This is a genomic window from Marichromatium gracile (genome assembly GCF_004343155.1).
Classification (GTDB): Bacteria; Pseudomonadota; Gammaproteobacteria; order Chromatiales; family Chromatiaceae; genus Marichromatium; species Marichromatium gracile.
Window position 1 is genome coordinate 433,430 of sequence record NZ_SMDC01000001.1, and the last position, 20,608, is coordinate 454,037.

Annotated in this window: 22 protein-coding genes; 12 read left to right on the plus strand and 10 right to left on the minus strand. The window is 70.5% G+C overall.

What is annotated here, in order from left to right:
- Genes rsxG through rsxA form a run of 5 tightly spaced genes read right to left on the minus strand, consistent with a single transcriptional unit; the run spans position 1 to position 4,381 of the window.
- A complete protein-coding gene (gene rsxG / locus EDC29_RS01980) occupies positions 1-648 on the minus strand; it encodes an electron transport complex subunit RsxG (protein ID WP_123138996.1) in 648 nt (215 codons plus the stop codon).
- Positions 645-1,733 (minus strand): RnfABCDGE type electron transport complex subunit D, encoded by a 1,089-nt coding sequence (locus EDC29_RS01985; protein WP_132228333.1) that lies wholly within the window; start codon positions 1,731-1,733, stop codon positions 645-647. The genes rsxG and EDC29_RS01985 overlap by 4 nt, the downstream gene beginning before the upstream one ends.
- 4 nt (positions 1,734-1,737) lie before the next feature.
- Positions 1,738-3,246: an electron transport complex subunit RsxC gene (rsxC, locus tag EDC29_RS01990; RefSeq protein WP_132228335.1), complete on the minus strand. Its 1,509-nt coding sequence runs from the start codon at positions 3,244-3,246 to the stop codon at positions 1,738-1,740.
- Complete coding sequence (gene rsxB, locus EDC29_RS01995) at positions 3,243-3,776, minus strand: electron transport complex subunit RsxB (RefSeq protein WP_123138993.1); 534 nt, start codon at positions 3,774-3,776, stop codon at positions 3,243-3,245. Before rsxB ends, rsxC begins: the two co-directional genes overlap by 4 nt.
- Positions 3,777-3,805: 29 nt before the next feature.
- On the minus strand, positions 3,806-4,381 hold the full coding sequence (rsxA, locus tag EDC29_RS02000) for an electron transport complex subunit RsxA (RefSeq protein WP_005223102.1): 576 nt from the start codon (positions 4,379-4,381) through the stop codon (positions 3,806-3,808).
- 276 nt (positions 4,382-4,657) lie between these two features.
- Between rsxA and nifL the strand changes: the two genes are divergently transcribed.
- Both nifL and nifA read left to right on the plus strand, forming a co-directional pair.
- The gene (gene nifL / locus EDC29_RS02005; protein WP_132228337.1) at positions 4,658-6,304 is read left to right on the plus strand and encodes a nitrogen fixation negative regulator NifL; all 1,647 of its coding nucleotides are present in this window, start codon (positions 4,658-4,660) and stop codon (positions 6,302-6,304) included.
- Positions 6,305-6,321: 17 nt separating this feature from the next.
- On the plus strand, positions 6,322-7,908 hold the full coding sequence (gene nifA / locus EDC29_RS02010) for a nif-specific transcriptional activator NifA (RefSeq protein ID WP_132228339.1): 1,587 nt from the start codon (positions 6,322-6,324) through the stop codon (positions 7,906-7,908).
- A 7-nt stretch (positions 7,909-7,915) separates the two neighbouring features.
- Here the strand turns inward: nifA and EDC29_RS02015 are convergent, their stop codons facing one another.
- The 4 genes from EDC29_RS02015 to EDC29_RS02030 form a co-directional block, all read right to left on the minus strand.
- Positions 7,916-10,099, minus strand: coding sequence for a RelA/SpoT family protein (locus EDC29_RS02015; protein ID WP_369957537.1), 2,184 nt, complete (start codon positions 10,097-10,099; stop codon positions 7,916-7,918).
- A gap of 121 nt (positions 10,100-10,220) precedes the next feature.
- A complete protein-coding gene (rpoZ, locus tag EDC29_RS02020; protein ID WP_123138990.1) occupies positions 10,221-10,508 on the minus strand; it encodes a DNA-directed RNA polymerase subunit omega in 288 nt (95 codons plus the stop codon).
- Positions 10,509-10,765: 257 nt separating this feature from the next.
- Positions 10,766-11,371, minus strand: a complete 606-nt coding sequence (gene gmk, locus EDC29_RS02025; protein ID WP_123142975.1) for a guanylate kinase — start codon at positions 11,369-11,371, stop codon at positions 10,766-10,768.
- Positions 11,372-11,598: 227 nt separating this feature from the next.
- Positions 11,599-12,465 (minus strand): YicC/YloC family endoribonuclease, encoded by an 867-nt coding sequence (locus EDC29_RS02030; protein ID WP_123138988.1) that lies wholly within the window; start codon positions 12,463-12,465, stop codon positions 11,599-11,601.
- A 230-nt stretch (positions 12,466-12,695) separates the two neighbouring features.
- Between EDC29_RS02030 and EDC29_RS02035 the strand changes: the two genes are divergently transcribed.
- The 8 genes from EDC29_RS02035 to EDC29_RS02070 all read left to right on the plus strand — a co-directional run bounded on the left by EDC29_RS02035 (position 12,696) and on the right by EDC29_RS02070 (position 18,045).
- A complete protein-coding gene (locus tag EDC29_RS02035; RefSeq protein WP_123138987.1) occupies positions 12,696-13,634 on the plus strand; it encodes a serine/threonine-protein kinase in 939 nt (312 codons plus the stop codon).
- A 56-nt stretch (positions 13,635-13,690) separates the two neighbouring features.
- Positions 13,691-14,407, plus strand: coding sequence for a ribonuclease PH (gene rph, locus EDC29_RS02040; protein WP_062271544.1), 717 nt, complete (start codon positions 13,691-13,693; stop codon positions 14,405-14,407).
- Between the two features lie 35 nt (positions 14,408-14,442).
- The gene (gene rdgB, locus EDC29_RS02045) at positions 14,443-15,060 is read left to right on the plus strand and encodes an RdgB/HAM1 family non-canonical purine NTP pyrophosphatase (RefSeq protein WP_123139324.1); all 618 of its coding nucleotides are present in this window, start codon (positions 14,443-14,445) and stop codon (positions 15,058-15,060) included.
- Positions 15,061-15,084: 24 nt separating this feature from the next.
- Positions 15,085-15,780 carry a YggS family pyridoxal phosphate-dependent enzyme gene (locus EDC29_RS02050; RefSeq protein ID WP_123138986.1) on the plus strand — a complete coding sequence of 232 codons (696 nt, stop codon included), beginning with the start codon at positions 15,085-15,087 and terminating at the stop codon, positions 15,778-15,780.
- A gap of 61 nt (positions 15,781-15,841) precedes the next feature.
- Positions 15,842-16,672, plus strand: coding sequence for a pyrroline-5-carboxylate reductase (proC, locus tag EDC29_RS02055; protein ID WP_132228341.1), 831 nt, complete (start codon positions 15,842-15,844; stop codon positions 16,670-16,672).
- Positions 16,669-17,244 (plus strand): YggT family protein, encoded by a 576-nt coding sequence (locus EDC29_RS02060; protein WP_123138984.1) that lies wholly within the window; start codon positions 16,669-16,671, stop codon positions 17,242-17,244. Before proC ends, EDC29_RS02060 begins: the two co-directional genes overlap by 4 nt.
- 7 nt (positions 17,245-17,251) lie before the next feature.
- Positions 17,252-17,542 (plus strand): DUF167 domain-containing protein, encoded by a 291-nt coding sequence (locus EDC29_RS02065; RefSeq protein ID WP_123138983.1) that lies wholly within the window; start codon positions 17,252-17,254, stop codon positions 17,540-17,542.
- A gap of 44 nt (positions 17,543-17,586) precedes the next feature.
- Complete coding sequence (locus EDC29_RS02070; RefSeq protein WP_165913409.1) at positions 17,587-18,045, plus strand: DUF4426 domain-containing protein; 459 nt, start codon at positions 17,587-17,589, stop codon at positions 18,043-18,045.
- A 16-nt stretch (positions 18,046-18,061) separates the two neighbouring features.
- On the opposite strand, the gene EDC29_RS02075 is transcribed toward EDC29_RS02070, so the two are convergent.
- The gene (locus EDC29_RS02075) at positions 18,062-18,760 is read right to left on the minus strand and encodes a sulfite exporter TauE/SafE family protein (RefSeq protein WP_123138981.1); all 699 of its coding nucleotides are present in this window, start codon (positions 18,758-18,760) and stop codon (positions 18,062-18,064) included.
- A 145-nt stretch (positions 18,761-18,905) separates the two neighbouring features.
- Here EDC29_RS02075 and pyrE point away from each other — a divergent pair, with 145 nt between their 5' ends.
- Entirely contained in the window at positions 18,906-19,547 is a 642-nt protein-coding gene (gene pyrE, locus EDC29_RS02080) for an orotate phosphoribosyltransferase (RefSeq protein WP_062271641.1), read from the plus strand.
- Positions 19,548-19,669: 122 nt separating this feature from the next.
- On the plus strand, positions 19,670-20,608 hold the full coding sequence (locus EDC29_RS02085; RefSeq protein ID WP_132228343.1) for a DUF4124 domain-containing protein: 939 nt from the start codon (positions 19,670-19,672) through the stop codon (positions 20,606-20,608).

The following is a 20,608-nucleotide window of genomic DNA, read 5'->3' on the forward strand; positions in this document are numbered from 1 at the left end:
TCACTCCTCTGCGGTGTCGAGCCGGTCGGGCGCGACGATGAGCCGGCTGCGCTCGGCGGCGAAGCGCTCGAGCCCGGCGCGCACCGCGCGCACCACCGCGCGCGGGGTGATGGTCGCGCCGCTGAACTGGTCGAAGTCGCCGCCGTCCTTGGCCACCGCCCAGCGCGCCGCTGGCGGGTCGCCGAGCGCGCGACCGTCGAAGTCGAGGATCCAGTCGTCCTTGGCCAGCTCGATCTTGTCGCCGAGGCCGGGGGTCTCGCTGTGGGCGATCACCCGCACCCCGAGGATGCGTCCCTCGGGATCGACGCCGAGCATCAACCGGATCTCGCCGGCGTAGCCCTTGCCCACCACCGGGAAGGCCAGCGCGCTGACCGTGCCGTCGCGCAGCGCGCGATAGACGGTGACCGTGCGCCCGGCGTCGTCGACCAGGGGGACGGTGGCCTCGAGCAGGTCGTTGTCGTGCAGCTCGGCCGGGATCACCTGGGTCAGGGTCGCCTTGAGATCCTCGGCCTCGCGCAGTGCGATGGTGTCGCGGGTGGCGATATCACCCATCACCAGCAACGCCGCGGCGAGCAGGGCGAAACCGCCGAGCAGTCCGGCCTGATAGCCGACGCGCGCGCGGTAACTGGGTTCGGCGAGGGTGTTCATCGACGTGCCTCCGGGCTCTCGGCGCCGACCAGTGGACGGCCGCGGCGGTCACGGCCGTGGATGCGGGGTCGGACGTAGTGGTCGATCACCGGGGTGCAGGCGTTCATCAGCAGCACCGCGAAGGCGACCCCCTCGGGATAGCCCGCCCAGGTGCGGATGACATAGACCAGCAGCCCGCAGCCGGCGCCGAAGATCAGTCGCCCGCGCGCGCTCACCGGCGAGGTGGTGGGGTCGGTGGCGATGAAGAAGGCACCGAGCATGGTGGCGCCGCCGAGCAGATGATAGGTGGCGTCGGGGTAGTGGGTCGGGTCGTGGAGGTGCATCACCGTGGCGAGCAGGGCGAGGGTGCCGAGCATCGCCGCCGGGATCTGCCAGCCGATCACCCGGGTGAGGATCAGCCCGAGGCCGCCGAGCAGCAGCAACAGCGCCGAGGTCTCGCCGAGGCTGCCGCCGTGGAGGCCGAGCGCGGCGTCGAGCGGCGCGAAGCTCGCGCCGAGGATGCCGCCCAGCGCCTCGCCCTGATCGAGTGCGGTGCGCACCACGCCGAGCGTGGTGGCGCCGCTGTAGGCGTCGATCGGCGCGCCACCCTGGACGATGGCCAGCGCCGCGCCCAGCCCCGGGGCGGCGTCGCTGCCGAGCGGTGCGGGGGTGACGAAGCTGGTCATCTCCACCGGGAAGGCGATCAGCAGCGCCACCCGCGCCACCATCGCCGGGTTGAAGGGGTTCTGACCGATGCCGCCGAACACCTGCTTGGCGATCAGGATTGCGATCACCCCGCCGATCACCCCGATCCACCAGGGCGCCCAGGGCGGTAGGCTGAGCGCGAGCAGCCAGCCGGTGAGCAGCGCCGAGCCGTCACCGAGGAAGGGACGCAGCGGGCGCTCGGCGAGCCACAGACAGAGCGCCTCGGTGACCACCACGGTGGCGAGGGTGACGGCGAACAGCAGCAGCGCCGGCCAGCCGAACTGCCACAGCCCGAACAGGGTGGCCGGCAGCAGCGCGAGCATCACCAGACGCATGTCGCGGGCGATGCTCGCGCCGCCGTGGACGAAGGGGCCGGCGATCGCCGGGGGTGCGATGTGCATGGTCTCAGTGCTCCGTCTCGGTCTGCTGCTCGGCCTGCTTGCGCGCGGCCTCGCGCTTGCGCTTGGCCATCGCCTCGCGCTTGGCGCGCTTGATCGCCTCGAGTCGCGCGGTGCGTCGCTCGGCCAGTGCCTTGGTCTCGGCCTGCTTGCGCCTGGCGCGCTCGCGCGCGGCCAGCTCGCCCTTGGCGTGGGCGATGTACTGCGCCAGCGGCTGTTGCGAGGGGCAGGTGTAGGCGCAGGAGCCGCAGCCGAGACAGTCGTGGAGCCCGCGCTCGGCGGCGCCCTCGAGGTCGCCGGCGCGGATGTGCGCGCCCAGCTCCAGCGGCACCAGACCGCAGGGGCAGACCTCGACGCAGCGTCCGCAGCGGGTACAGGGCATGGTCCGACCGGGCGCGCGCTCGGCGGCGCCGAGGGCGAGGATGGCGTTGCAGCCCTTGGTGGTCGGCACCTGGGGGCTGGGTAGCGGTTGGCCCATCATCGGCCCGCCGCTCACCAGCCGGGCGTCCTCCTCGGTGAGTCCGCCGCAGTGCGCGATCAGCGTTTCCACCGGGGTGCCGAGCGGCACCCACAGGTTGGCCGGGCGCGCGATCGCCGCGCCGCTGAGGGTGATGACCCGCGCGATCAGCGGCTGGCCCAGACGCAGCGCCTGGTGTACCGCGAAGGCGGTGGCCGGGTTGTGTACCACCACGCCGAGCTGGGCGGTGAGTGCCCGCGCCGGGGTCTCGCGACCGATGAGCGCCTGCACCAGATGGCGCTCGGAGCCCATCGGGTAGCGGGTCGGCACCCGGATCGGGGTGATCGCGTCGAACCCGGCGGCGGCCGTCTCGATGGCCGCCGCCGCCTCGGGCTTGTTGTCCTCGATCGCCACCAGGATGCCGCCCACCCCGAGGGCATGGGCCATGATGCGCGCGCCGTCGATCACCGCCTCGGCGTGCTCGCGCATCAGCCGGTCGTCGCAGGTGAGATAGGGCTCGCACTCGGCGCCGTTGATCACCAGGGTGTGCAATGGATGGCTGGCGCCGAGATTGAGCTTGACCGCGGCCGGGAAGGTCGCGCCGCCGAGCCCGACGATGCCGGCGGCGGCGACCCGCTCGGCGATGGCCCCCGGGTCGAGCGCGAACGGGTCGTCGCAGGGGGTGAGCGCCCCGTACCAGCGCTCCTCGCCGTCGGGCTCGATGCTGATCGTCGGCATCGCCAGTCCCGAGGGGTGATGGGCCGGGCGCTCGGCGATGGCGATCACCCGCCCCGAGGTCGGCGCGTGCAGCGGCGCCGAGATCGGTCCCTGGGCGCGGGCGATCGGCTCGCCCTTGGCCACCCGCTGACCCTTGCGCACCAGCGGCGCGGCGCTGGCGCCGATGTGCTGCTGCAGCGGCAGGTCGAGCCGCGCGGGCAGCGCCAGCTCGGTGATCGGCGCGCTTGCGGCCAGCGCCTTGCGGTCATCGGGGTGGACGCCGCCGCGCACCGAATGGATACGATTGGCGGGGCGGCGCAACAGTTGGCGCAGGGCATTCATCGTGTCGCCACCTCCGGCCGGGGCCAGTACCAGGTCTGCGGGGTGGGGCGCTCGGGGCGCATCTCGATGCCCTCGGTGGGGCAGACCGCGGCGCACAGGCCGCAGCCGGTGCAGGCCTCGGGGAAGACGGCATGGATCATGTTGTTGGCCCCCATGATGGCGTCGGTCGGGCAGCGCTTGAGGCACTTGGTGCAGCCCACGCAGCGCTCGTCGTGGATGTGTGCGAGCTGCGGCGGCTGGTCGTCGACACCGGAGAGGTCGGCCTCGACCCCGAGCAGCTCGGCCAGCGCCTCGGCCAGCGCTCGTCCGCCCGGCGGGCAGCAGCTGACCGCCGCCTCGCCGGCGGCGATCGCCGCTGCCGCCGGGGCGCAGCCGGGATAGCCGCACTGGCCGCATTGCGAGCCCGGCAGCAGCGCGGCGACCTGTTCGACGATGGGGTCGTCCTCGACCTTGAGGTGACGCGCGGCGAGTCCGAGCAACCAGCCGAGGGCGAGTCCGAGCGCGGTGAGGGTGAGGATGGCGGCAAGCATCTCTGAGACTCCGGTTGCGGGGCGTCGGCTCAGGCGAGTCCGGCAAAGCCCATGAAGGCGAGCGAGAGCAGTCCGGCGACGATGAAGGCGATCGGCGCCCCGGCGAAGGCCGCCGGGACCTCGGCCACCGCCAGGCGCTCGCGCAGCCCGGCGAAGAGCACCATCACCAGGGTGAAGCCGAGCGCCGAGCCGAGCCCGTAGAGCACGCTCTCGAAGAAGTCGTGGGATTGCTGCACGTTGAGCAGGGCGACGCCGAGCACCGCGCAGTTGGTGGTGATCAGCGGCAGGAAGATGCCCAGCACCTGATAGAGCGCGGGCGAGATCCGGCGCACCGCCAGCTCGGTGAACTGGACCACCGCGGCGATCACCAGGATGAAGCTGAGGATGCGCAGATAACCGAGACCGAGCGGGCCGAGTACCAGGTGCTCGAGCAGCCAGCCGGCGACCGCGGCGAGGGTCAGCACGAAGGTGGTGGCCAGGCCCATCCCCAGGGCCGAGTCGAGCTTGCTCGACACCCCCATGAAGGGACAGAGCCCGAGGAATTTCACCAGCACCACGTTGTTGACCAGCGCGGTGCCGAGGATCAGCAGCAGATACTCGCCCATGGATGGCGGTCCTCACGATAGCGGCATTCGTCTGACACGCCAGTAAGCAAGCGGTGTGCCCAAAATCGGGATTGACCCCGAATGGGGCGTCAATCGTGGGTTTGCACCGGCTTCGGGCGGGAGAGGGTCTGTCGTGGTGCCAACAGGCTGTGGCATGGATGCCGATCGCCTTGTCGCAAAGCCGACAAGCTCTGGGATCGATGCCGGTGGTCGCCGAACGATTGAAAGCGGTACGCAGATTGCTTAAGGAACGCCCAGACCCACAGTCCCGAGGAGATGCCCGTGTCGCCCCAGCAAGCCCCCGAGGCCACCCAGGAGGCCGTGATCAATGCCCTCGGCGCCTTTCTCGCAGCGCCGCCCGAGGGCACCCCGCCAGAGGTGGTGGAGGCGCTCACCCTGATGGGCGGCAACCCCAAGGATCCCCTGCCGCCCCGGCTGTTCTTCGAGGCGGTGGAACAGTCGCCGCTGGCGATCTCGATCACCGACGCGCGTGCGACCATCCTCTATGCCAACCGCGCCTTCGAGACCCTCACCGGCTATGACCGCACCGAGGTGCTGGGACGCAACGAGTCGATCCTCTCCAACCGGGCCACGCCGGAGAGCATCTATCGCCATCTGTGGCGTACCCTCGAGCAGCGCCAGCCGTGGACCGGGACCCTGGTCAACCGCACCAAGGGGGGCGAGGACTATCTCGCCGAGCTGACCATCGCCCCGGTGCTCGATCGCAGCGGTGCGCTGCGCTACTTCCTCGGCATGCACCGCGACGTCACCAAGGTCCACGAGCTGGAGGCCGCGGTGCGTCAGCAGAAGGCGCGGGTCGAGACCGTGCTCGATGCCGCACCGGCGTTGATCGTGCTGCTCGATCACGAGGGTCGGATCATCCTCGACAACCAGGAGTACAAGAAGCTGCTCGGCGATCTGCGCGGACGCGAGCCGCTCGAGGTGCTGCGCGCTGCGCTGCGCGAGCAGGTCGGGGTGGACGTGCTCGAGGCCGGGGTCTCGGGGCAGGGGTTCAAGAACCTGGAGGTCGGGATCGAGGTCCCGGGCGGGGGCGGGCCGCGCTGGTTCGTCTGCTCGGCGACCCCGGTCGAGGAGTCCGACGTCTCGGCGCGCAGCTATTTCGGGCGTGCCAGCGGGGGCGAGCACCGGGTGCTGTTGCTCGCCAACGAGGTCACCAGCCGGCGTCGCGAGATCGAGCGCTCGCACCTCGAGAACCTGCGCGCGCGGCTCGCCGAGCAGCAGCGCATGCACGGCATGCGCGAGGCCCTGGCCGCGGCCATCTACCAGATCCAGGTGCCGCTCAACGTCATCAGCGCCGCCGCCTCGATGCTGCGCGGCGGCGCGGCCAACATCGACACCCTCGCCGGGATGCTCGATCAGATCAGCCATTCCGGCCAGCGTGCGCTCGACACCCTGACCTCGGCGCTCCCCGAGGAGCCGCGCGAGCCGGGGGCGCTGGTCAACGTCAACGAGCTGCTGCGTCAGGTGCTCGAACTCGAGACCGACCGGCTGCTCGCCAACGGCGTGGTGGTCGACTGGCGCCCGGCGGCGGTGCTGCCCGAGTTCACCAGCCACAAGGATCAGCTGCGCGCGCTCTTCAAGCACCTGGTCGACAATGCCATCCATGCCCTGTGCGAGTCCGGGCGGGCGCAGCGCGAGCTGCGTCTGTGCACCCGGCGCGTCGACGACGGGGTCGAGGTGGAGATCGAGGACAACGGGTCGGGGATCGCCCCGGAGGATCGCTATCGCGTCTTCGAGCCCTTCTTCATCGGCTGGCGACAGCGTCGCGGTCATGCCGGGATGGGGTTGGCGCTGGCCCAGGAGATCGTCAACGCCCATGGCGGTTCGATCGAGGTCGATTCGGAGGCGGTCGCCGGTTGTCGCGTGCGGCTGTTGCTCAACACCCTGTCGCAGGAACGCTGATCGTGGTCGAGGATCTCATGCGCTCACCCACTCCCGGGGTGTCGGCGCCGCGCGAGGATGCGCGCCGGCTCGCCCTGCTCGAATCCCAGCTCGGGGTGCTGTTCGAGGTCAGCAGCGTGCTCAGCCGCTCGCTCGACCTGCGCCAGACCCTGAGTGCCGTGCTCTCGGTGCTCGATGAACAGGGGCGGTTGCGTCACGGCATGGTCAGCCTGCTCGACGACGAGCGTGGCGAGCTGCTCATCGGCGCGCTCCACGACTCGGCGGCGGCGCCCTTCGAGACCGTCAGCTATCGTCCCGGCGAGGGCGTGATCGGCCAGATCCTGGCCAGCAACGCGCCCTGGATCCTGCCGCGTGTCGGCGACGAGCCGCGCTTTCTCGATCGGCTCAGTCTCTACGATCCCGAGCTGCCCTTCATCGGGGTGCCGATTCGTCTCGGTGAGGCCGGCGCGGTGGGGGTGCTCGCCGCCCAGCCGCTCGACGGCGACGCGCTGCTCGAACAGCGCGCCCACTTCCTCGAGATGGTCGCCAACCTGATCGGTCAGGCGGTGCGTCTGGCGCGCCGTGTCGAGGCCGAGCAGCGGGCGCTGCGCGAGGAGCGCGACACCCTCAGGCGCGAGGTGCGCGGTGCCCACGGTTTCGACAGCGTCATCGGTCGCGCCGATACCATGCGCCTGGTCTTCGAGCAGGTGCGCCAGGTCGCCAAGTGGAACACCACGGTGCTGATCCGGGGCGAGTCGGGCACCGGCAAGGAGCTGATCGCCAACGCCATCCACTACAACTCGCCGCGCGCGCGCGGCGCCTTCGTGCGGCTCAACTGCGCCGCGCTCCCCGACAACCTGCTCGAGTCCGAGCTGTTCGGTCACGAGAAGGGTGCCTTCACCGGCGCCGCCAGCCAGCGCAAGGGGCGCTTCGAGCAGGCCGACGGCGGCACCCTGTTCCTCGACGAGATCGGCGAGATCAGCCCCGCCTTCCAGGCCAAGCTGCTGCGGGTGCTGCAGGAGGGCGAGTTCGAGCGCGTCGGTGGCACCCGGACGCTCAAGGTCGATGTGCGGGTGATCGCCGCCACCAACCGCGATCTCGAGAGCGAGGTCCGCACCGGCGAGTTCCGCGAGGATCTCTACTACCGGCTCAACGTGATGCCGATCCGCATGCCGCCGCTGCGCGAGCGGCTCGAGGACGTGCCCGAGCTGGCCCGCTTCCTGGTCGACAAGATCGCCCGCGTCCAGGGCCGCACGCTCAGCATCAGCGACAGCGCGCTGCGGGTGCTGATGCGGCATGACTGGCCGGGGAACGTGCGCGAGCTGGAGAACTGTCTGGAGCGCGCCGCGGTGATGAGCGTCGACGGGCGCATCGATTGCGAGGTGGTCGAGTCGACCGGGTTGGACGTCAGCGCCATGGCCAACGAGCCGCCGCGCCCGCTGGCGCGTCCGACGGCGGCCAAGATCGACCTCAACGACCCCAAGCTCGACGAGCGCGAGCGGGTGATCGCGGCGCTGGAGGAGGCCGGTTGGGTGCAGGCCAAGGCGGCGCGGCTGCTCAACATGACCCCGCGTCAGATCGCCTATCGCATCCAGACGCTCAACATCAGGGTGCGGCAGTTCTGAGCGGGGTTCAGCGCGGCAGGCGGATGATGCGCTCGACCAGCGGGATATGGCGCAGCCGGCGCATGATCTGGGCGAGATGGACACGGCTGCGCACCAGGATCACGAACTCCAGCGCGGTGGTCATCCCCTCCTTCTCGCAGGAGACCACGGTCTCGATGTTCGAGCCCTGTTCGGCGATGGCGCTGGCGACCACCGCCAGGGCGCCGCGGCGGTTGCCGATCTCGACGCGGATCTCGGTGGAGAACTCGCCCTCGGGCTCGCTCGCCCACTCCACCGCCAACCGGCGGTCGCGCTTGCGCTCGGGGCTGCCGAGGTTGCGACACTCGCTGCGGTGCACGACGATGCCGCGCCCGGGGCTGAACTGGGCGGCGATGGTGTCGCCGGGAATCGGTCGGCAGCAGCGTGCGAAGCTCACCACCATGCCCTCGGTGCCGCGGATCGCCAGGCGGTTGGGGTGGTTCTTGGCCTCGTTGCGGGGCTCGCTGCCGAGCTCCTCGAGCTCGCCGCCGACGAGTCGGCGCGCGACCAGTGCGGCGAGCCGGTTGCCGAGACCGATGTCGACCAGCAGGGCGTCGAGTCCGGCGAGCTTGGCCTCGTCGAGATAGGCGGCGAGTCGTGGCGTCTCGAGCTGGTCGAGGTCGAGGTCGAAGACCGAGAGTTCGGCGTTGAGCAGCCGCTTGCCGAGCCCGAGCGCCTCGCGCTGCTTGAGGTTCTTGAGATAGCTGCGGATGCCGGCGCGGGCCTTGCCGGTGGTGACGAAGTTCAGCCAGGAGGCGTTGGGCTTGGCCCCGGGGGCGTTGATGATCTCGACGCGCTGGCCGCTGCGCAGCACCGTGTTGAGCGCCACCAGGCGGTGATCGACGCGGGCGGCGACACAGGTGTTGCCGATGTCGGAGTGGATCGCGAAGGCGAAGTCGACGACGGTGGCGCCGCGCTTGAGGGTGATGATCCGGCCCTTGGGGGTGAAGACATAGACCTCGCCGGGGAAGAGGTCGACCTTGACGTTCTCGAGGAACTCGACCGAGTTGCCGGCCTCGCGCTGCATCTCCAGCAGGTTCTGCAGCCAGTCGGCGGCGAGTGCCGCGGGGTTGGCCTCCTCGCCGCTCTTGTAGAGCCAGTGCGCGGCGATCCCCGACTCGGCCATGCGCTGCATGTCCTCGGTGCGGATCTGCACCTCGATCTGCACCCCCTGGGGGCCGACCAGCACGGTGTGCAGCGACTGGTAGCCGTTGGCCTTGGGGATGGCGATATAGTCCTTGAAGCGACCGGGGACCGGCTTGTAGAGGTTGTGGACCACGCCGAGCACGCGGTAGCAGGTGTCGACCCGGTCGACGACCACGCGGAAGGCGGAGACGTCGATCACCTCCTCGAAGGGGTGATGCTTGTCGCGCATCTTGCGGTAGATGCCGTAGAGATGCTTGCGTCGTCCCTCGACGGTGCCGGGGATCCCTTCCTGGGCGAGCGCCTCCTGGAGCGCCCGCTCGACCGCGCCGACCATCTCGACCCGCTCCCCGTGGGTGTGTCGGACCGCGCGATGGATGATCCGGCGGCGCCACGGCCAGTGGTGCTCGAAGCCGAGCTCCTCGAGCTCGATGCGGACCCAGTTGATGCCCAGGCGGTTGGCGATCGGGGCGTAGATCTCCAGGGTCTCGCGCGAGATCCGGCGACAGGCCTCGGGGCGCATCGCGTCGAGGGTGCGCATGTTGTGCAGCCGGTCGGCGAGCTTGATGAGGATCACCCGGATGTCGCGGGTCATCGCCAGCAGCATCTTCTGCAGGCTCGCCGCCTGCGCCTCGGCGCGCGAGTCGAAGTCGATCTGCGAAAGCTTGCTGACCCCGTCGACCAGCTCGGCGACATCGTCGCCGAAGTCGGCGGCGACCTCGGCCTTGGCGATGTCGGTATCCTCGATGACGTCGTGCAGCAGCGCCGCCATCAGACATTTGTAGTCCATGCGCATCTCGGCGAGGATGCGCGCCACCGCGACCGGGTGGTAGATGTAGGGCTCGCCCGACTTGCGCTTCTGGCCCTCGTGGGCCTCGGCGCCGAACAGATAGGCGCGATAGAACTCGCGGACCTGGTCGGGGGGGAGATAGCTTTCGAGATAGGCGCAGAGGTCGCTGATGAGATAGCGCGGCGGCTCGGCGCGCAGCGGGGATTCGGGTGCGCGGGCGACGGGCGGCGCGACGGTCAGCGGATCGGCGGGCATGGACGGCGCGATGCGGCGGTGGAGGTGGGGGGATGCGCGCGCCACCGGCAGGGAGGCCGGTGGGCACGCCCGGGTGCGGGCATGGGGACCCGCCGCGAGGACACGACTAGCGGGCCTCGCCGCGCGGCGTCTCGGTCGCAGCCAGCTCGGCGGCGAGCGCCTGCTCGAGCGAGGCCGACTCGTCCATCTCGCTCTGGGCCTCCTGGATGGTGCCCTTGGTGACGTTGCCGGCGGCGATCTCGCGCAGCGCCATCACCGTCGGCTTGTCGTTCTCCCAGGCCAGCGTGGGCTCGACACCGTTGGCGACCTGGCGGGCGCGCTTGGTCGCCAGCAGCACCAGATCGAAGCGGTTGTCGACGTTCTTGAGGCAGTCCTCGACGGTAATTCTTGCCATGGTCGGGTGATCTCTAAAAGCTATTTTGGAGCGGATGAATCCAGAGCGGGCCGTGCATCTCGATGCGGTGGCGCGGCGCCGCGACGGGGCGCCCCGGGGCGGTCCTGGGACGGCCCGCGAACAGGGTGTGAACACTGCTCAGACTATCACAAGAACGGTGGGTTCAAGTAGCGTCCGGCAGGTCTTTGCGAGCGACCCGGCGCCGGCCCCAGGCCGGCGGCGCGGGATGTCGAGCGAGGCGCGCCGGTGGCGCCGGCTCAGCCCTCGAGCAGCGCTGCGAGCACGGCCTGCTGGCGCGCCTGGCGCTGGCGCTCGGCGGTGACGATCGCCGCCAGGGTGGCGAGCGCGGCGTCGAAGTCACCGTTGACCACCAGATAGTCGTACTCGTCGCCGTGGATCATCTCGTCGTGCGCCTGGGCCATGCGCCCGGCGATCACCGTGTCGCTGTCGGTGCCGCGTCCGCGCAGCCGCCGCTCGAGCTCGCTGATCGAGGGCGGCAGCACGAAGATGCCGACCGCCTCGGGGATGCGCTCGCGGACCTGACGCGCGCCCTGCCAGTCGATCTCCAGGATCAGGTCCTCGCCGGCCTCGAGCCGGTCGCGCACGTCCTGCTCGCGGGTGCCGTAGAGGTTGCCGAAGACCTCCGCCGATTCGAGGAAGTCGCCGGCGGCGATCGCCTGCTCGAAGCGTTCGCGGGCGAGGAAGTGATAGTGGACGCCGTCCTGCTCGCCGGCGCGCGGCGCGCGGGTGGTGCAGGAGACCGAGAGCGCGAGCGCGGGATCACGCTCGAGGAGCGCCCGGACCAGACTGGTCTTGCCGGCGCCCGAGGGCGCCGAGACGATGAAGAGGATGCCTTGTCCCATTGCGGGTGTGCCTTCGACGGTGGGGTCCTGCGCGGCCGCGGACGGTGTGTCTTGGTTGGGGCTGCAACCGCGAGCCCGGAGCGGACTCGGGCGTGCCTTTCCACCTGGGTGCGCGAGACGAAAAAGGCGCAATTATACGACCTTGCAACGGCCCTCGACAGCGGCGCGTGGTGTATGCGAGAACGTCCCTGTCGCTGTCGCCAGCGGCGCGCGACAGGCGTCCGAGGTCATTCGATGTTCTGGATCTGCTCGCGCATCTGCTCGATCAGCACCTTCATGTCGACCACGGTGCGGGTGATGGTGACGTCGGAGGACTTGGAGCCGATGGTGTTGGTCTCGCGGTTGAGCTCCTGCATCAGGAAGTCGAGCCGGCGACCGATCGGCTCGTCGCGCTCGAGCACGCTGCGTACCTCGGCGATATGGGCGGTGAGCCGGTCCATCTCCTCGTCGACGTCGAGCTTGGTGGCGACGAGCACGATCTCCTGTTCGAGACGGGCTTCGTCGAGCTCCTCGCGCAGCTCTGCGAGACGCTCGGCGAGCCGGGCGCGGGTCTCGGCGATGACCTCGGGCATGCGGTTGCGCACTTGTCCGACACAGACCTCGAGCCGGTCGCAGCGCTCGCGTACCAGCTGCGCGAGGCGCGCGCCCTCGCGCTCGCGGGTGGCGATCAGGCCGTCGATGGTCTGATCGAGCAGCGCCATCGCGGCGGCGCCGATCTGATCGAGATCGCGCTCCTGCTCCCGGATCACGCCGGGCCAGCGCAGCAGTTCGAAGGGCGTGGGGCGGGTGTCGCGACCGCTGAGCCCGGCGAGGGCATCGCCGGCGGCGAGCAGCTGCTCGACCAGCGGACGGTTGAGCTCGAGCGCGACCGGGGCGCCGGCGCCGGGATTGAAGCGCAGCGCGCAGTCGACCTTGCCGCGGTGCAGCCGCTCGCCGAGCCGCGCGCGGATCCGGGTGTCGAGCGCGCGCAGCTCCTCGGGCAGGCGCAGCATCGGCTCGAGATAGCGATGGTTGACGGTCCTGAGCTCCCAGGTAAGCTCGCCGAGCGCGCTCTGGCTGGATTCGCGGGCGAAGGCGGTCATGCTCTTGATCATGCTGGCGCGGCTCTCGGGGGCGGAAGAACGGTCGGATGGACTCCAGTATAAGGCAGCGTCGCCCGGCCTTTCGAGCGTCGGTGTCGTGGGTGGTGCGTATACTTGGCGCCGATGCGTGTCGCCCCGTGACGCGTGTCGTCGCCATCGGGCGCCATCAATGGGTGCCGTGTAGCAAGACACCCGGTCCGGCCGTTCGGCCGCCCGGGTCCAGTGGAGCAGATGATCCAGCCATGGCCCTGGCCCGACAAAGCCTCTCTCCGGGCACCCTGGTGGGTGCCTATCAGCTCGCCGAGGTCATCGGCAAGGGCGGCTTCAGCCTGATCTATCTCGCCCACGACCTCGACACCGGGGCCGAGGTGGTGATCAAGGAGTACATGCCGAAGAAGCTCGCCCGCCGCCGCGACGGCGGGCGTGTCGTCCCGATGAGCGCCGAGCAGGCGCTGTCGCTGCACCACGGGCGCCGACTGTTCTTCCAGGAGGTGCAGGCGCTGGCCTCGCTGTCGCACCCGAGCATCGTCCGCGTGCTCGACTTCTTCCTCGCCAACGACACCGGCTATCTGGTGATGCCCAACGAGCGCGGGCGCAACCTCTCGGGCTATCTGCAGCAGCGCCGCGGCGGCGTCAGCACCACCTTTCTGCTGGATGTCTTCGTGCCGGTGCTCGATGCCCTGGCGCTGATGCACCGGCACGCGATGGTCCATCTCGACGTCAAGCCCGGCAACATCCATCTGCGTCACGGCAACCAGCCGCTGCTGCTCGATCTCGGCGCGGTGCATCCGCTCAACCGCGAGCGTGCCCGCGGCAGCCAGGTGGTCACCGCCGGTTACTCGCCGGTCGAGCAGTACTTCAGTCGCGCCGAGCTCGGTCCCTGGACCGATGTCTATGCCGTCGGCGCGAGCATCCGCACCTGCATGGAGCGCAAGACCCCGCCCCCGGCGCTCGAGCGCAAGAAGGAGGACACCCTGGTGTCGGCGCGCGAGGCGCTCGCCGGGCGCTATCCCGGCTTCCTGCTCGAGGCGGTCGACTGGGCGATGCAGATGGAGGCGGCGCGCCGTCCGCGGGATGCCAGCGCGTTGCTCGACTGGTTGCGCCCGCACCTGGATCGCTACCGGACGGGCGCGGTCACCAGCGCCGCCGACAGCCGTCCGACCGGGGTCGAGGCGCATTGACGCCCCCCTGGCCGGCGACCGAAGATGGCCGGCCAATCAACCGAGAGACAGAGCCCATGCGACCATCCCAACGCCGTCCCGACCAGCTGCGCGACCTGCGCTTCACCCGTGGCTTCACCAAGCACGCCGAGGGCTCGGTGCTGGTGGAGTTCGGCGACACCCGGGTGCTCTGTACCGCCAGTGTCGAGGCCCGGGTGCCGCCCTTTCTCAGGGGCCAGGGCAAGGGCTGGGTGACCGCCGAGTACGGCATGCTGCCGCGCGCCACCGGCGAGCGCAGCCCGCGCGAGGCGGCGCGCGGCAAGCAGGGCGGTCGCACCCTCGAGATCCAGCGCCTGATCGGGCGCGCGCTGCGGACCGCGATCGATCTCGACGCCCTCGGCGAGCGCACCATCACCCTCGACTGCGACGTCCTCCAGGCCGACGGCGGCACCCGCACCGCGGCGATCTCCGGCGCCTGGGTGGCGCTGCGCGAGGCCGTCGACGGTCTGCTCGCCAGCGGCGCGCTCGGCGCCGATCCGCTGCACACCCAGGTCGCGGCGGTCTCGGTCGGGGTGTTCGAGGGCGAGCCGGTGCTCGATCTCGACTATGCCGAGGACAGCAAGGCCGAGACCGACATGAACCTGGTGATGGACGCCGACGGGCGCTTCATCGAGATCCAGGGTACCGCCGAGGGCGTACCCTTCGCCCGCGCCGAACTCGACGCGCTGCTGGCGCTGGGCGAGGCCGGCATTCGCGAGATCCAGGCCGCGCAGCGCGCGGTGCTGGCCGACTGACCACCCGATCAACCCACCTGCCGATGGACCCCGCCATGAACCCAAACGTACCCGAGACCCGGATCGTGCTGGCGAGCAACAATGCCGGCAAGGTCCGCGAGATCAACCAGCTGCTCGCCGCCAGCGGGCTGCAGGTCGAGCCACAGCGCGACCACGCCATCCCCGAGATCGAGGAGACCGGGCTGAGCTTCGTCGAGAACGCCATCCTCAAGGCGCGCAACGCCGCGCGTCACAGTGGGCTGCCGGCGATCGCCGACGACTCCGGGATCGAGGTCGACGCCCTCCAGGGCGCGCCCGGGATCCGCTCGGCGCGTTATGCCGGGGCGGGCGCGAGCGATGCCGAGAACCTCGCGCAGCTGCTGCAGGCGCTCGCCGGTGTCGCCCCCGAGGCGCGCAGCGCGCGTTTCCAGTGCGTGCTGGTCTATCTGCGTCATGCCGAGGATCCGACCCCGGTGATCTGCCAGGGCACCTGGGAGGGGCGGGTGCTCGAGACCCCGCGCGGCACCAACGGCTTCGGCTACGACCCGGTGTTCTTCGTCCCCGAGACCGGCTGCAGCGCCGCCGAGCTCGACGCCGAGACCAAGAACCGGCTCAGTCATCGCGGCCAGGCGCTGCGGCTGCTGCAGGCGCGGCTGGCGCCGGCGGGTGTCTGAGTCCCAACGAACACGTTATCGATCATGACCCAAGAGACCATCGACACGCGGCTGCAGCAGGTGCAGTCGCGCATCCAGGCCGCCGCCGCGCGCGCCGGGCGCGATCCGGCCACGATCGCGCTGCTGGCGGTGAGCAAGAAGCAGCCGCTGGCGGCCATCGCCGCCGCCCACGAGGCCGGCCAGCGCGCCTTCGGCGAGAGCTATGTGCAGGAGGCGCTCGACAAGATCACCGCGCTCGAGGCGCCCGGCATCGAATGGCACTTCATCGGTCGGGTGCAGTCGAACAAGACGCGCCAGATCGCCGCCCACTTCGACTGGGTGCACGGGCTGTGCAGCCCGGATCACGCCCGTCGGCTCAACGACCAGCGCCCCGCGGATGCCGCGCCGCTCAACGTCTGCATCCAGGTCAATCTCGCCGGCGAGGCGAGCAAGGCCGGACTCGCGCCCGAACAGGCCGCCGAGCTGCTGGCGCTCTGCGAGACCCTGCCGGCGCTGCGCGTGCGCGGGCTGATGACGCTGCCGCCGCCGGCCGAGGACGAGGCCGCGCAGCGCGTCCCCTTCCGCGCGCTGCGCGCGCTGCGCGACACGCTGGCCAGCGCCGCCACCCCGCTCGAGTGTCTGTCGATGGGGATGTCGGGCGATCTCGAGGCGGCGATCCTCGAGGGCTCGACCCTGGTGCGGGTCGGCACCGCGGTGTTCGGGCCGCGTCCTTATAATTGAGTTTTGGCATGGCGCCCGCCGGGCGTCTGCCGCATGGTTTCCTTCTGTTTCCGGGGTTGATATGACGACAGCCAGCATTGCCTTCATCGGTGGCGGCAACATGGCCACCAGCCTGATCGCCGGCCTGATCGCCGACGGCTACGATGCCGCCGCGATCCGGGTCGTCGAGCCCGACGACCAGCGCCGCGGCGAGCTGCAGGCGCGCTTCGGCGTGCGTGCCTTCGCCGCTGGTGCCGCCGCGATCGACGGGGTCGAGATCGTCGCCCTGTGCGTCAAGCCGCAGGTCGCCGCCGCGATCTGCCGTGATCTGGCCCCGGCGCTCGCCGGTCGCCGGGTGCTGGTGATCTCGGTGATGGCCGGGGTGCGCGAGGCGACGCTGCAACGCTGGCTCGGCGCGCCGCTGCCGGTGGTGCGGGCGATGCCCAACACCCCGGCGATGGTGCAGAGCGGTGCGATCGGCCTGCACGCCAGCGCCGAGGTCGATGCCGCCGGTCGCAATCATGCCGAGACCATCCTGCGCGCCGCCGGGCTGACCCGCTGGGTCGACAACGAGGCGCAGATCGATGCCGTCACCGCCATCTCCGGCAGTGGCCCGGCCTATTTCCTGCGCTTCATGGAGGCGCTCGAGGAGGCCGGGGTCGCCCTCGGGCTGGATGCCGAGACGGCGCGGTTGCTGACCGTACAGACCGCGCTCGGCGCGGCCAAGATGGCCATGGAGAGCGACGAGACCCCGGCGCGGCTGCGCGAACGGGTGACCTCCCCCGGCGGTACCACGGCGCGCGCGCTGGCGGTGTTCGACGGCGCCGACCTGCACGATCTGGTGGCGCGTGCCGCGCGTGCCGCGCGTGATCGCGCCGCCGAGATCTCGACCGAGCTCGAGGGCCAGTCATGAGTTCGTCCTATCTGCTCAATCCCGCCGTCTTCCTGATCCAGACCCTGTTCGGGCTCTATGCCGCGGTGGTGGCCATCCGCTTCCTGCTGCAGTGGTCGCGCGCCGACTTCTACAACCCGATCTCGCAGTTCGTGGTCAAGGTCACCACCCCGGTGCTGCGCCCGCTGCGCAAGCTGGTGCCCGGCTACGGCGGACTCGATCTCGCCTCGCTGCTGCTGGTGTGGCTGCTGCTTGCCGTCGAGTCGTTGCTGCTGATGCTGCTGCTCGGGGTCGATCGCTCGCCCTTCGCGGTGCTCGGCTGGGCCGTGCCCGGGGTGCTGGAGCTGTTCTTCGACATCTTCTTCTTCGCCGTGCTGGCGCGCGCCCTGCTCAGCTGGCTCAACCCCGATCCCTTCAACCCGGCCGTGGCGCTGCTCGCGCGCCTGACCGATCCGCTGATGCGTCCGGCGCAGCGGCTGATCCCCCCGATCGGTGGCATCGACCTGTCGCCGATGGCGGTGCTGATCGGGTTGGTGCTGCTCAAGATGCTGCTGGTGCCGCCGCTCGATTTCCTCGTCGGCAATCCCTTCTGAGGCGGGCATGAGCTGGTATCGCTGGAGCGGGGAGGATCTGGAGCTGTCGTTGCGGGTGCAGGTGCGCGCGCCGCGCGACGCCTTCATCGGCCCCGATCCCGGTGGCGAGTATTACCGGGTCCGGATCAAGGCCCCGCCGGTCGATGGCAAGGGCAATCAGGCGCTGCGGCGGTTCGTCGCCGACGCCTTCGGGGTGGCACCCTCGCGGGTCACCCTAATCGGGGGCGAGCACGCACGCTACAAGCGGCTGCGCATCGAGGCGCCGCAGCAGCTCCCCCTACCCGTCGAGCGCCCCTGAAGCCGCGAGTCTTTCGCTCAATGTGTTCAACAGGAGATTGCGTTATGTTCAGACTTAGAGCCCTGCTGCTCCCGCTCGGCGTGGCACTGAGCCTCAGCGCCCCGGTCGGCGCCGAGACCGCCACCAGTGCCGATGGCTACCAGATCCACTACAACGCCATCCCCACCGCGACGCTCAACCCCGAGATCGCCAGTGAGTTCAAGATCCTGCGCAGCAAGCGCCGCGGCATGCTCAACGTCGGCGTGCGCGGTCCGAGCGAACAGGGCATGGGGGCGCCGACCCGCGCGCGCATCGAGGTCGAGGCCCTGACCCCGCCCTCGACCGAGACCACGCGTGTGCCGATGCGCGAGATCACCATCCCCGAGCGCGGCACCGTGCACTATGTCGGTGAGTTCCCGATCGAGGAGGAGCAGGTGATGGTGTTCCGCATCGCGGTGACTCCCGAGGGCAGCGATCAGACCACCGAGGTCGAGCTCGAACAGCAGTTCTTTACCGAGGACTGATCCCCGCCGCGCGCGTTCAGCGCAGCACCAGGAGCTGCCAGAGCGCGTGCACCCCGAAGCCCGTCACCACCGCCCCGGCGAGCTGGCGCACCCAGACGCGCTCGCCGAGCCTGGCGGCTGCGCCGGCGAGTAGCCCGAGCCCGACCAGGGTCGGCAGGGTGCCGGCGCCGAAGGCGAGCATCACCAGTGCGCCGCGTCCGGCATCGGCACTCGCCAGGGCGCTGATCAGCACGCTATAGACCAGCCCGCAGGGCAGCCAGGCCCAGATCAGCCCGATCAGCGCCGCCCGCGGCAGGCTGCGCACCGGCAGCAGCGCGCGCCCCAGCGGTTCGAGCCGGCGCCACAGCACCAGTCCCAGTCGCTCGCCGAGCGCGAGTACCCGCCACCAGCCGCCGAGATAGAGCCCGAGCAGGATCATCACCACCCCGGCGAGGCCATAGAGCGCGCGCTGCACCGCCAGCAGCGGACCGAGTTCGACCAGCAGCGCCCCCAGCGCGCCGACCAGCGCCCCGGCCAGGGCATAGCCGGCGATGCGCGCGAGGTTGTAGGCGAGCAGGAAGGGCAGCAGACGTCGTGGCCGGGCACGGGTTGCGGGGTCGAGCCCGAGGGTGAGGGTACCGGCGACGCCGCCGCACATCCCCAGACAGTGCACGCCGCCGAGCAGGCCGACGAGGAAGGCGGTGGGATAGAGTCCCAGTGGGGCCTGTTCGAGCATCGATCGACTCCTCGCAGGGCGCGCGACCCTGCTCAAATGCACGGATGAGCGTTTATCCTATTGGGTCTGTGGCGCCGGCGCGGCCGGGTCGTGTCGGGCGCCGATCCCATCCATCCGACGTTTTCTTTCAGGACACGCCCCCATGATGCAAGACTACCAGCGCGACCTTCTGGACTTCGCGACCTCGATCGGCGCGCTCCGGTTCGGCGAGTTCACGCTGAAATCCGGCCGCCAGAGCCCCTATTTCTTCAATGCCGGTCTGTTCGACACGGGTGTGCGCCTGGCGCGGCTGGGCGAGGCCTTCGCCCAGCGCATCGTCGACGCCGGGGTCGAGTTCGACGTGCTCTACGGTCCCGCCTACAAGGGCATCCCGCTGGCGGCGACCACCGCCATCGCACTCGCCACCAAGCACGACCGCGACCAGCCCTATGCCTTCAACCGCAAGGAGGCCAAGGACCACGGTGAGGGCGGCACCATCGTCGGCAGTCCGCTGCGCGGCCGGGTGCTGATCATCGACGACGTGATCACCGCCGGGACCTCGGTGCGCGAGTCGGTCGAGATCATCCGCGCTGCCGGGGCCGAGCCCGCGGGGGTGGTGATCGCGCTCGATCGTCAGGAGCGCGGGCGCGATGTCCGCTCGGCGGTGCAGGAGGTCGAGGAGACCTATGCCATGCCGGTCTACAGCGTGGTCACCCTCGATGATCTCATCGCCTTCCTCGGCGAGCGCCCCGAGGCCGACGCGATGGCCGCCGCGGTGCGCGATTATCGCGCCCGTTACGGGGCCTGATCGCCGCACGCAAGCCAGGGAGGGCGGGCGCCGCCGCTGGTCTGCCGGTCCGTGAGCGCGGCGCGGCGAAGCCTCCCCGGCGGCGCTCAGCGCCCCTTCCTCGATCGTCAGGAGGTCTTGCGATGTCGAAGCGATCGCCCCGCCCAAGTCCACTCTGCTCGCTGGTCGTGGCGGCCTGTCTGTGCGGTTGTCTGCAGCAGGTCGAGGCGCGCCTGTATCGCTGGGTCGACGAGACGGGCAACATCCATTATTCCGATATCCTGCCGGCCGAGTCGGTCGATCGCGGGCATGTCGAACTCGACACCCGTGGCGTCGAGCGCGAGACGGTCCCGCCCGCGCCCTCCGAGGCGGAGATCGAGGCCGAGCGTGCCCGCGCGCTGGCACAGATGTATGACGACTACATCCTCGCGAATTATCGCAACGAGGAGGATGTCCGCATGGTCATGCAGGGGCAACTGAGCGCGCTCGACGCCCGCATCCAGGTGCAGCGCGACGGCATCCGCCGCGAACGGACGCGTCTCGAGGCGCTCGCCACCGAGCGGGCCGGGGCCGATCAGGGGCAGGCCGAGACCCTGCGCACGCTGGAATCCGAGGTGATCGAGGTCGAGCGACGGATCCTCGAGCACTATCGCCGCATCGTCGGTCTGGAGCGCTCCAAGGACGCGGCGCGCCGACGCTTCGCCGAGGTGCTGGAGCGGCTGCGTGAGCTACGTGGGCTGGACGGGGAGGCGGCGGCGCCGCTCCCGGTGCCATCCCATCGTCTGGTGTGTGGTGAGCGCGCGCGCTGCGCGCGCGACTGGACGCGGGCGCGGGCCTATCTGACGGAGCGCTTCGCGCCGCCCGAGTTGCACCAGAGCATCGATCTGCTGATCGCCCGGGTGCGTGACGAGCGCGAGGTGCGGGTGCTCACCCTGGCCCGGCTGAGCGGGCTGGAGGGCGGCACCGTGCTCTATCTCGACCTGCAGTGCCGCAACCGGCTGACCGGCGCCGACGACTGTATCGACGCCGCCGCCAAGGCCACGGTCGCGGGCTTTCGCGACGCGCTGCGGTCCCCGCGCTGA

Bases quoted from the DNA above. Each gene is read 5' to 3' on its own strand.
- rsxG (WP_123138996.1), bottom strand. From the start codon at position 648: ATGAACACCCTCGCCGAACCCAGTTACCGCGCGCGCGTCGGCTATCAG.
- EDC29_RS01985 (WP_132228333.1), bottom strand. From the start codon at position 1,733: ATGCACATCGCACCCCCGGCGATCGCCGGCCCCTTCGTCCACGGCGGC.
- rsxC (WP_132228335.1), bottom strand. From the start codon at position 3,246: ATGAATGCCCTGCGCCAACTGTTGCGCCGCCCCGCCAATCGTATCCAT.
- rsxB (WP_123138993.1), bottom strand. From the start codon at position 3,776: ATGCTTGCCGCCATCCTCACCCTCACCGCGCTCGGACTCGCCCTCGGC.
- rsxA (WP_005223102.1), bottom strand. From the start codon at position 4,381: ATGGGCGAGTATCTGCTGCTGATCCTCGGCACCGCGCTGGTCAACAAC.
- nifL (WP_132228337.1), top strand. From the start codon at position 4,658: ATGCCCGTGTCGCCCCAGCAAGCCCCCGAGGCCACCCAGGAGGCCGTG.
- nifA (WP_132228339.1), top strand. From the start codon at position 6,322: ATGCGCTCACCCACTCCCGGGGTGTCGGCGCCGCGCGAGGATGCGCGC.
- rpoZ (WP_123138990.1), bottom strand. From the start codon at position 10,508: ATGGCAAGAATTACCGTCGAGGACTGCCTCAAGAACGTCGACAACCGC.
- gmk (WP_123142975.1), bottom strand. From the start codon at position 11,371: ATGGGACAAGGCATCCTCTTCATCGTCTCGGCGCCCTCGGGCGCCGGC.
- EDC29_RS02030 (WP_123138988.1), bottom strand. From the start codon at position 12,465: ATGATCAAGAGCATGACCGCCTTCGCCCGCGAATCCAGCCAGAGCGCG.
- EDC29_RS02035 (WP_123138987.1), top strand. From the start codon at position 12,696: ATGGCCCTGGCCCGACAAAGCCTCTCTCCGGGCACCCTGGTGGGTGCC.
- rph (WP_062271544.1), top strand. From the start codon at position 13,691: ATGCGACCATCCCAACGCCGTCCCGACCAGCTGCGCGACCTGCGCTTC.
- rdgB (WP_123139324.1), top strand. From the start codon at position 14,443: ATGAACCCAAACGTACCCGAGACCCGGATCGTGCTGGCGAGCAACAAT.
- EDC29_RS02050 (WP_123138986.1), top strand. From the start codon at position 15,085: ATGACCCAAGAGACCATCGACACGCGGCTGCAGCAGGTGCAGTCGCGC.
- proC (WP_132228341.1), top strand. From the start codon at position 15,842: ATGACGACAGCCAGCATTGCCTTCATCGGTGGCGGCAACATGGCCACC.
- EDC29_RS02060 (WP_123138984.1), top strand. From the start codon at position 16,669: ATGAGTTCGTCCTATCTGCTCAATCCCGCCGTCTTCCTGATCCAGACC.
- EDC29_RS02065 (WP_123138983.1), top strand. From the start codon at position 17,252: ATGAGCTGGTATCGCTGGAGCGGGGAGGATCTGGAGCTGTCGTTGCGG.
- EDC29_RS02070 (WP_165913409.1), top strand. From the start codon at position 17,587: ATGTTCAGACTTAGAGCCCTGCTGCTCCCGCTCGGCGTGGCACTGAGC.
- EDC29_RS02075 (WP_123138981.1), bottom strand. From the start codon at position 18,760: ATGCTCGAACAGGCCCCACTGGGACTCTATCCCACCGCCTTCCTCGTC.
- pyrE (WP_062271641.1), top strand. From the start codon at position 18,906: ATGCAAGACTACCAGCGCGACCTTCTGGACTTCGCGACCTCGATCGGC.
- EDC29_RS02085 (WP_132228343.1), top strand. From the start codon at position 19,670: ATGTCGAAGCGATCGCCCCGCCCAAGTCCACTCTGCTCGCTGGTCGTG.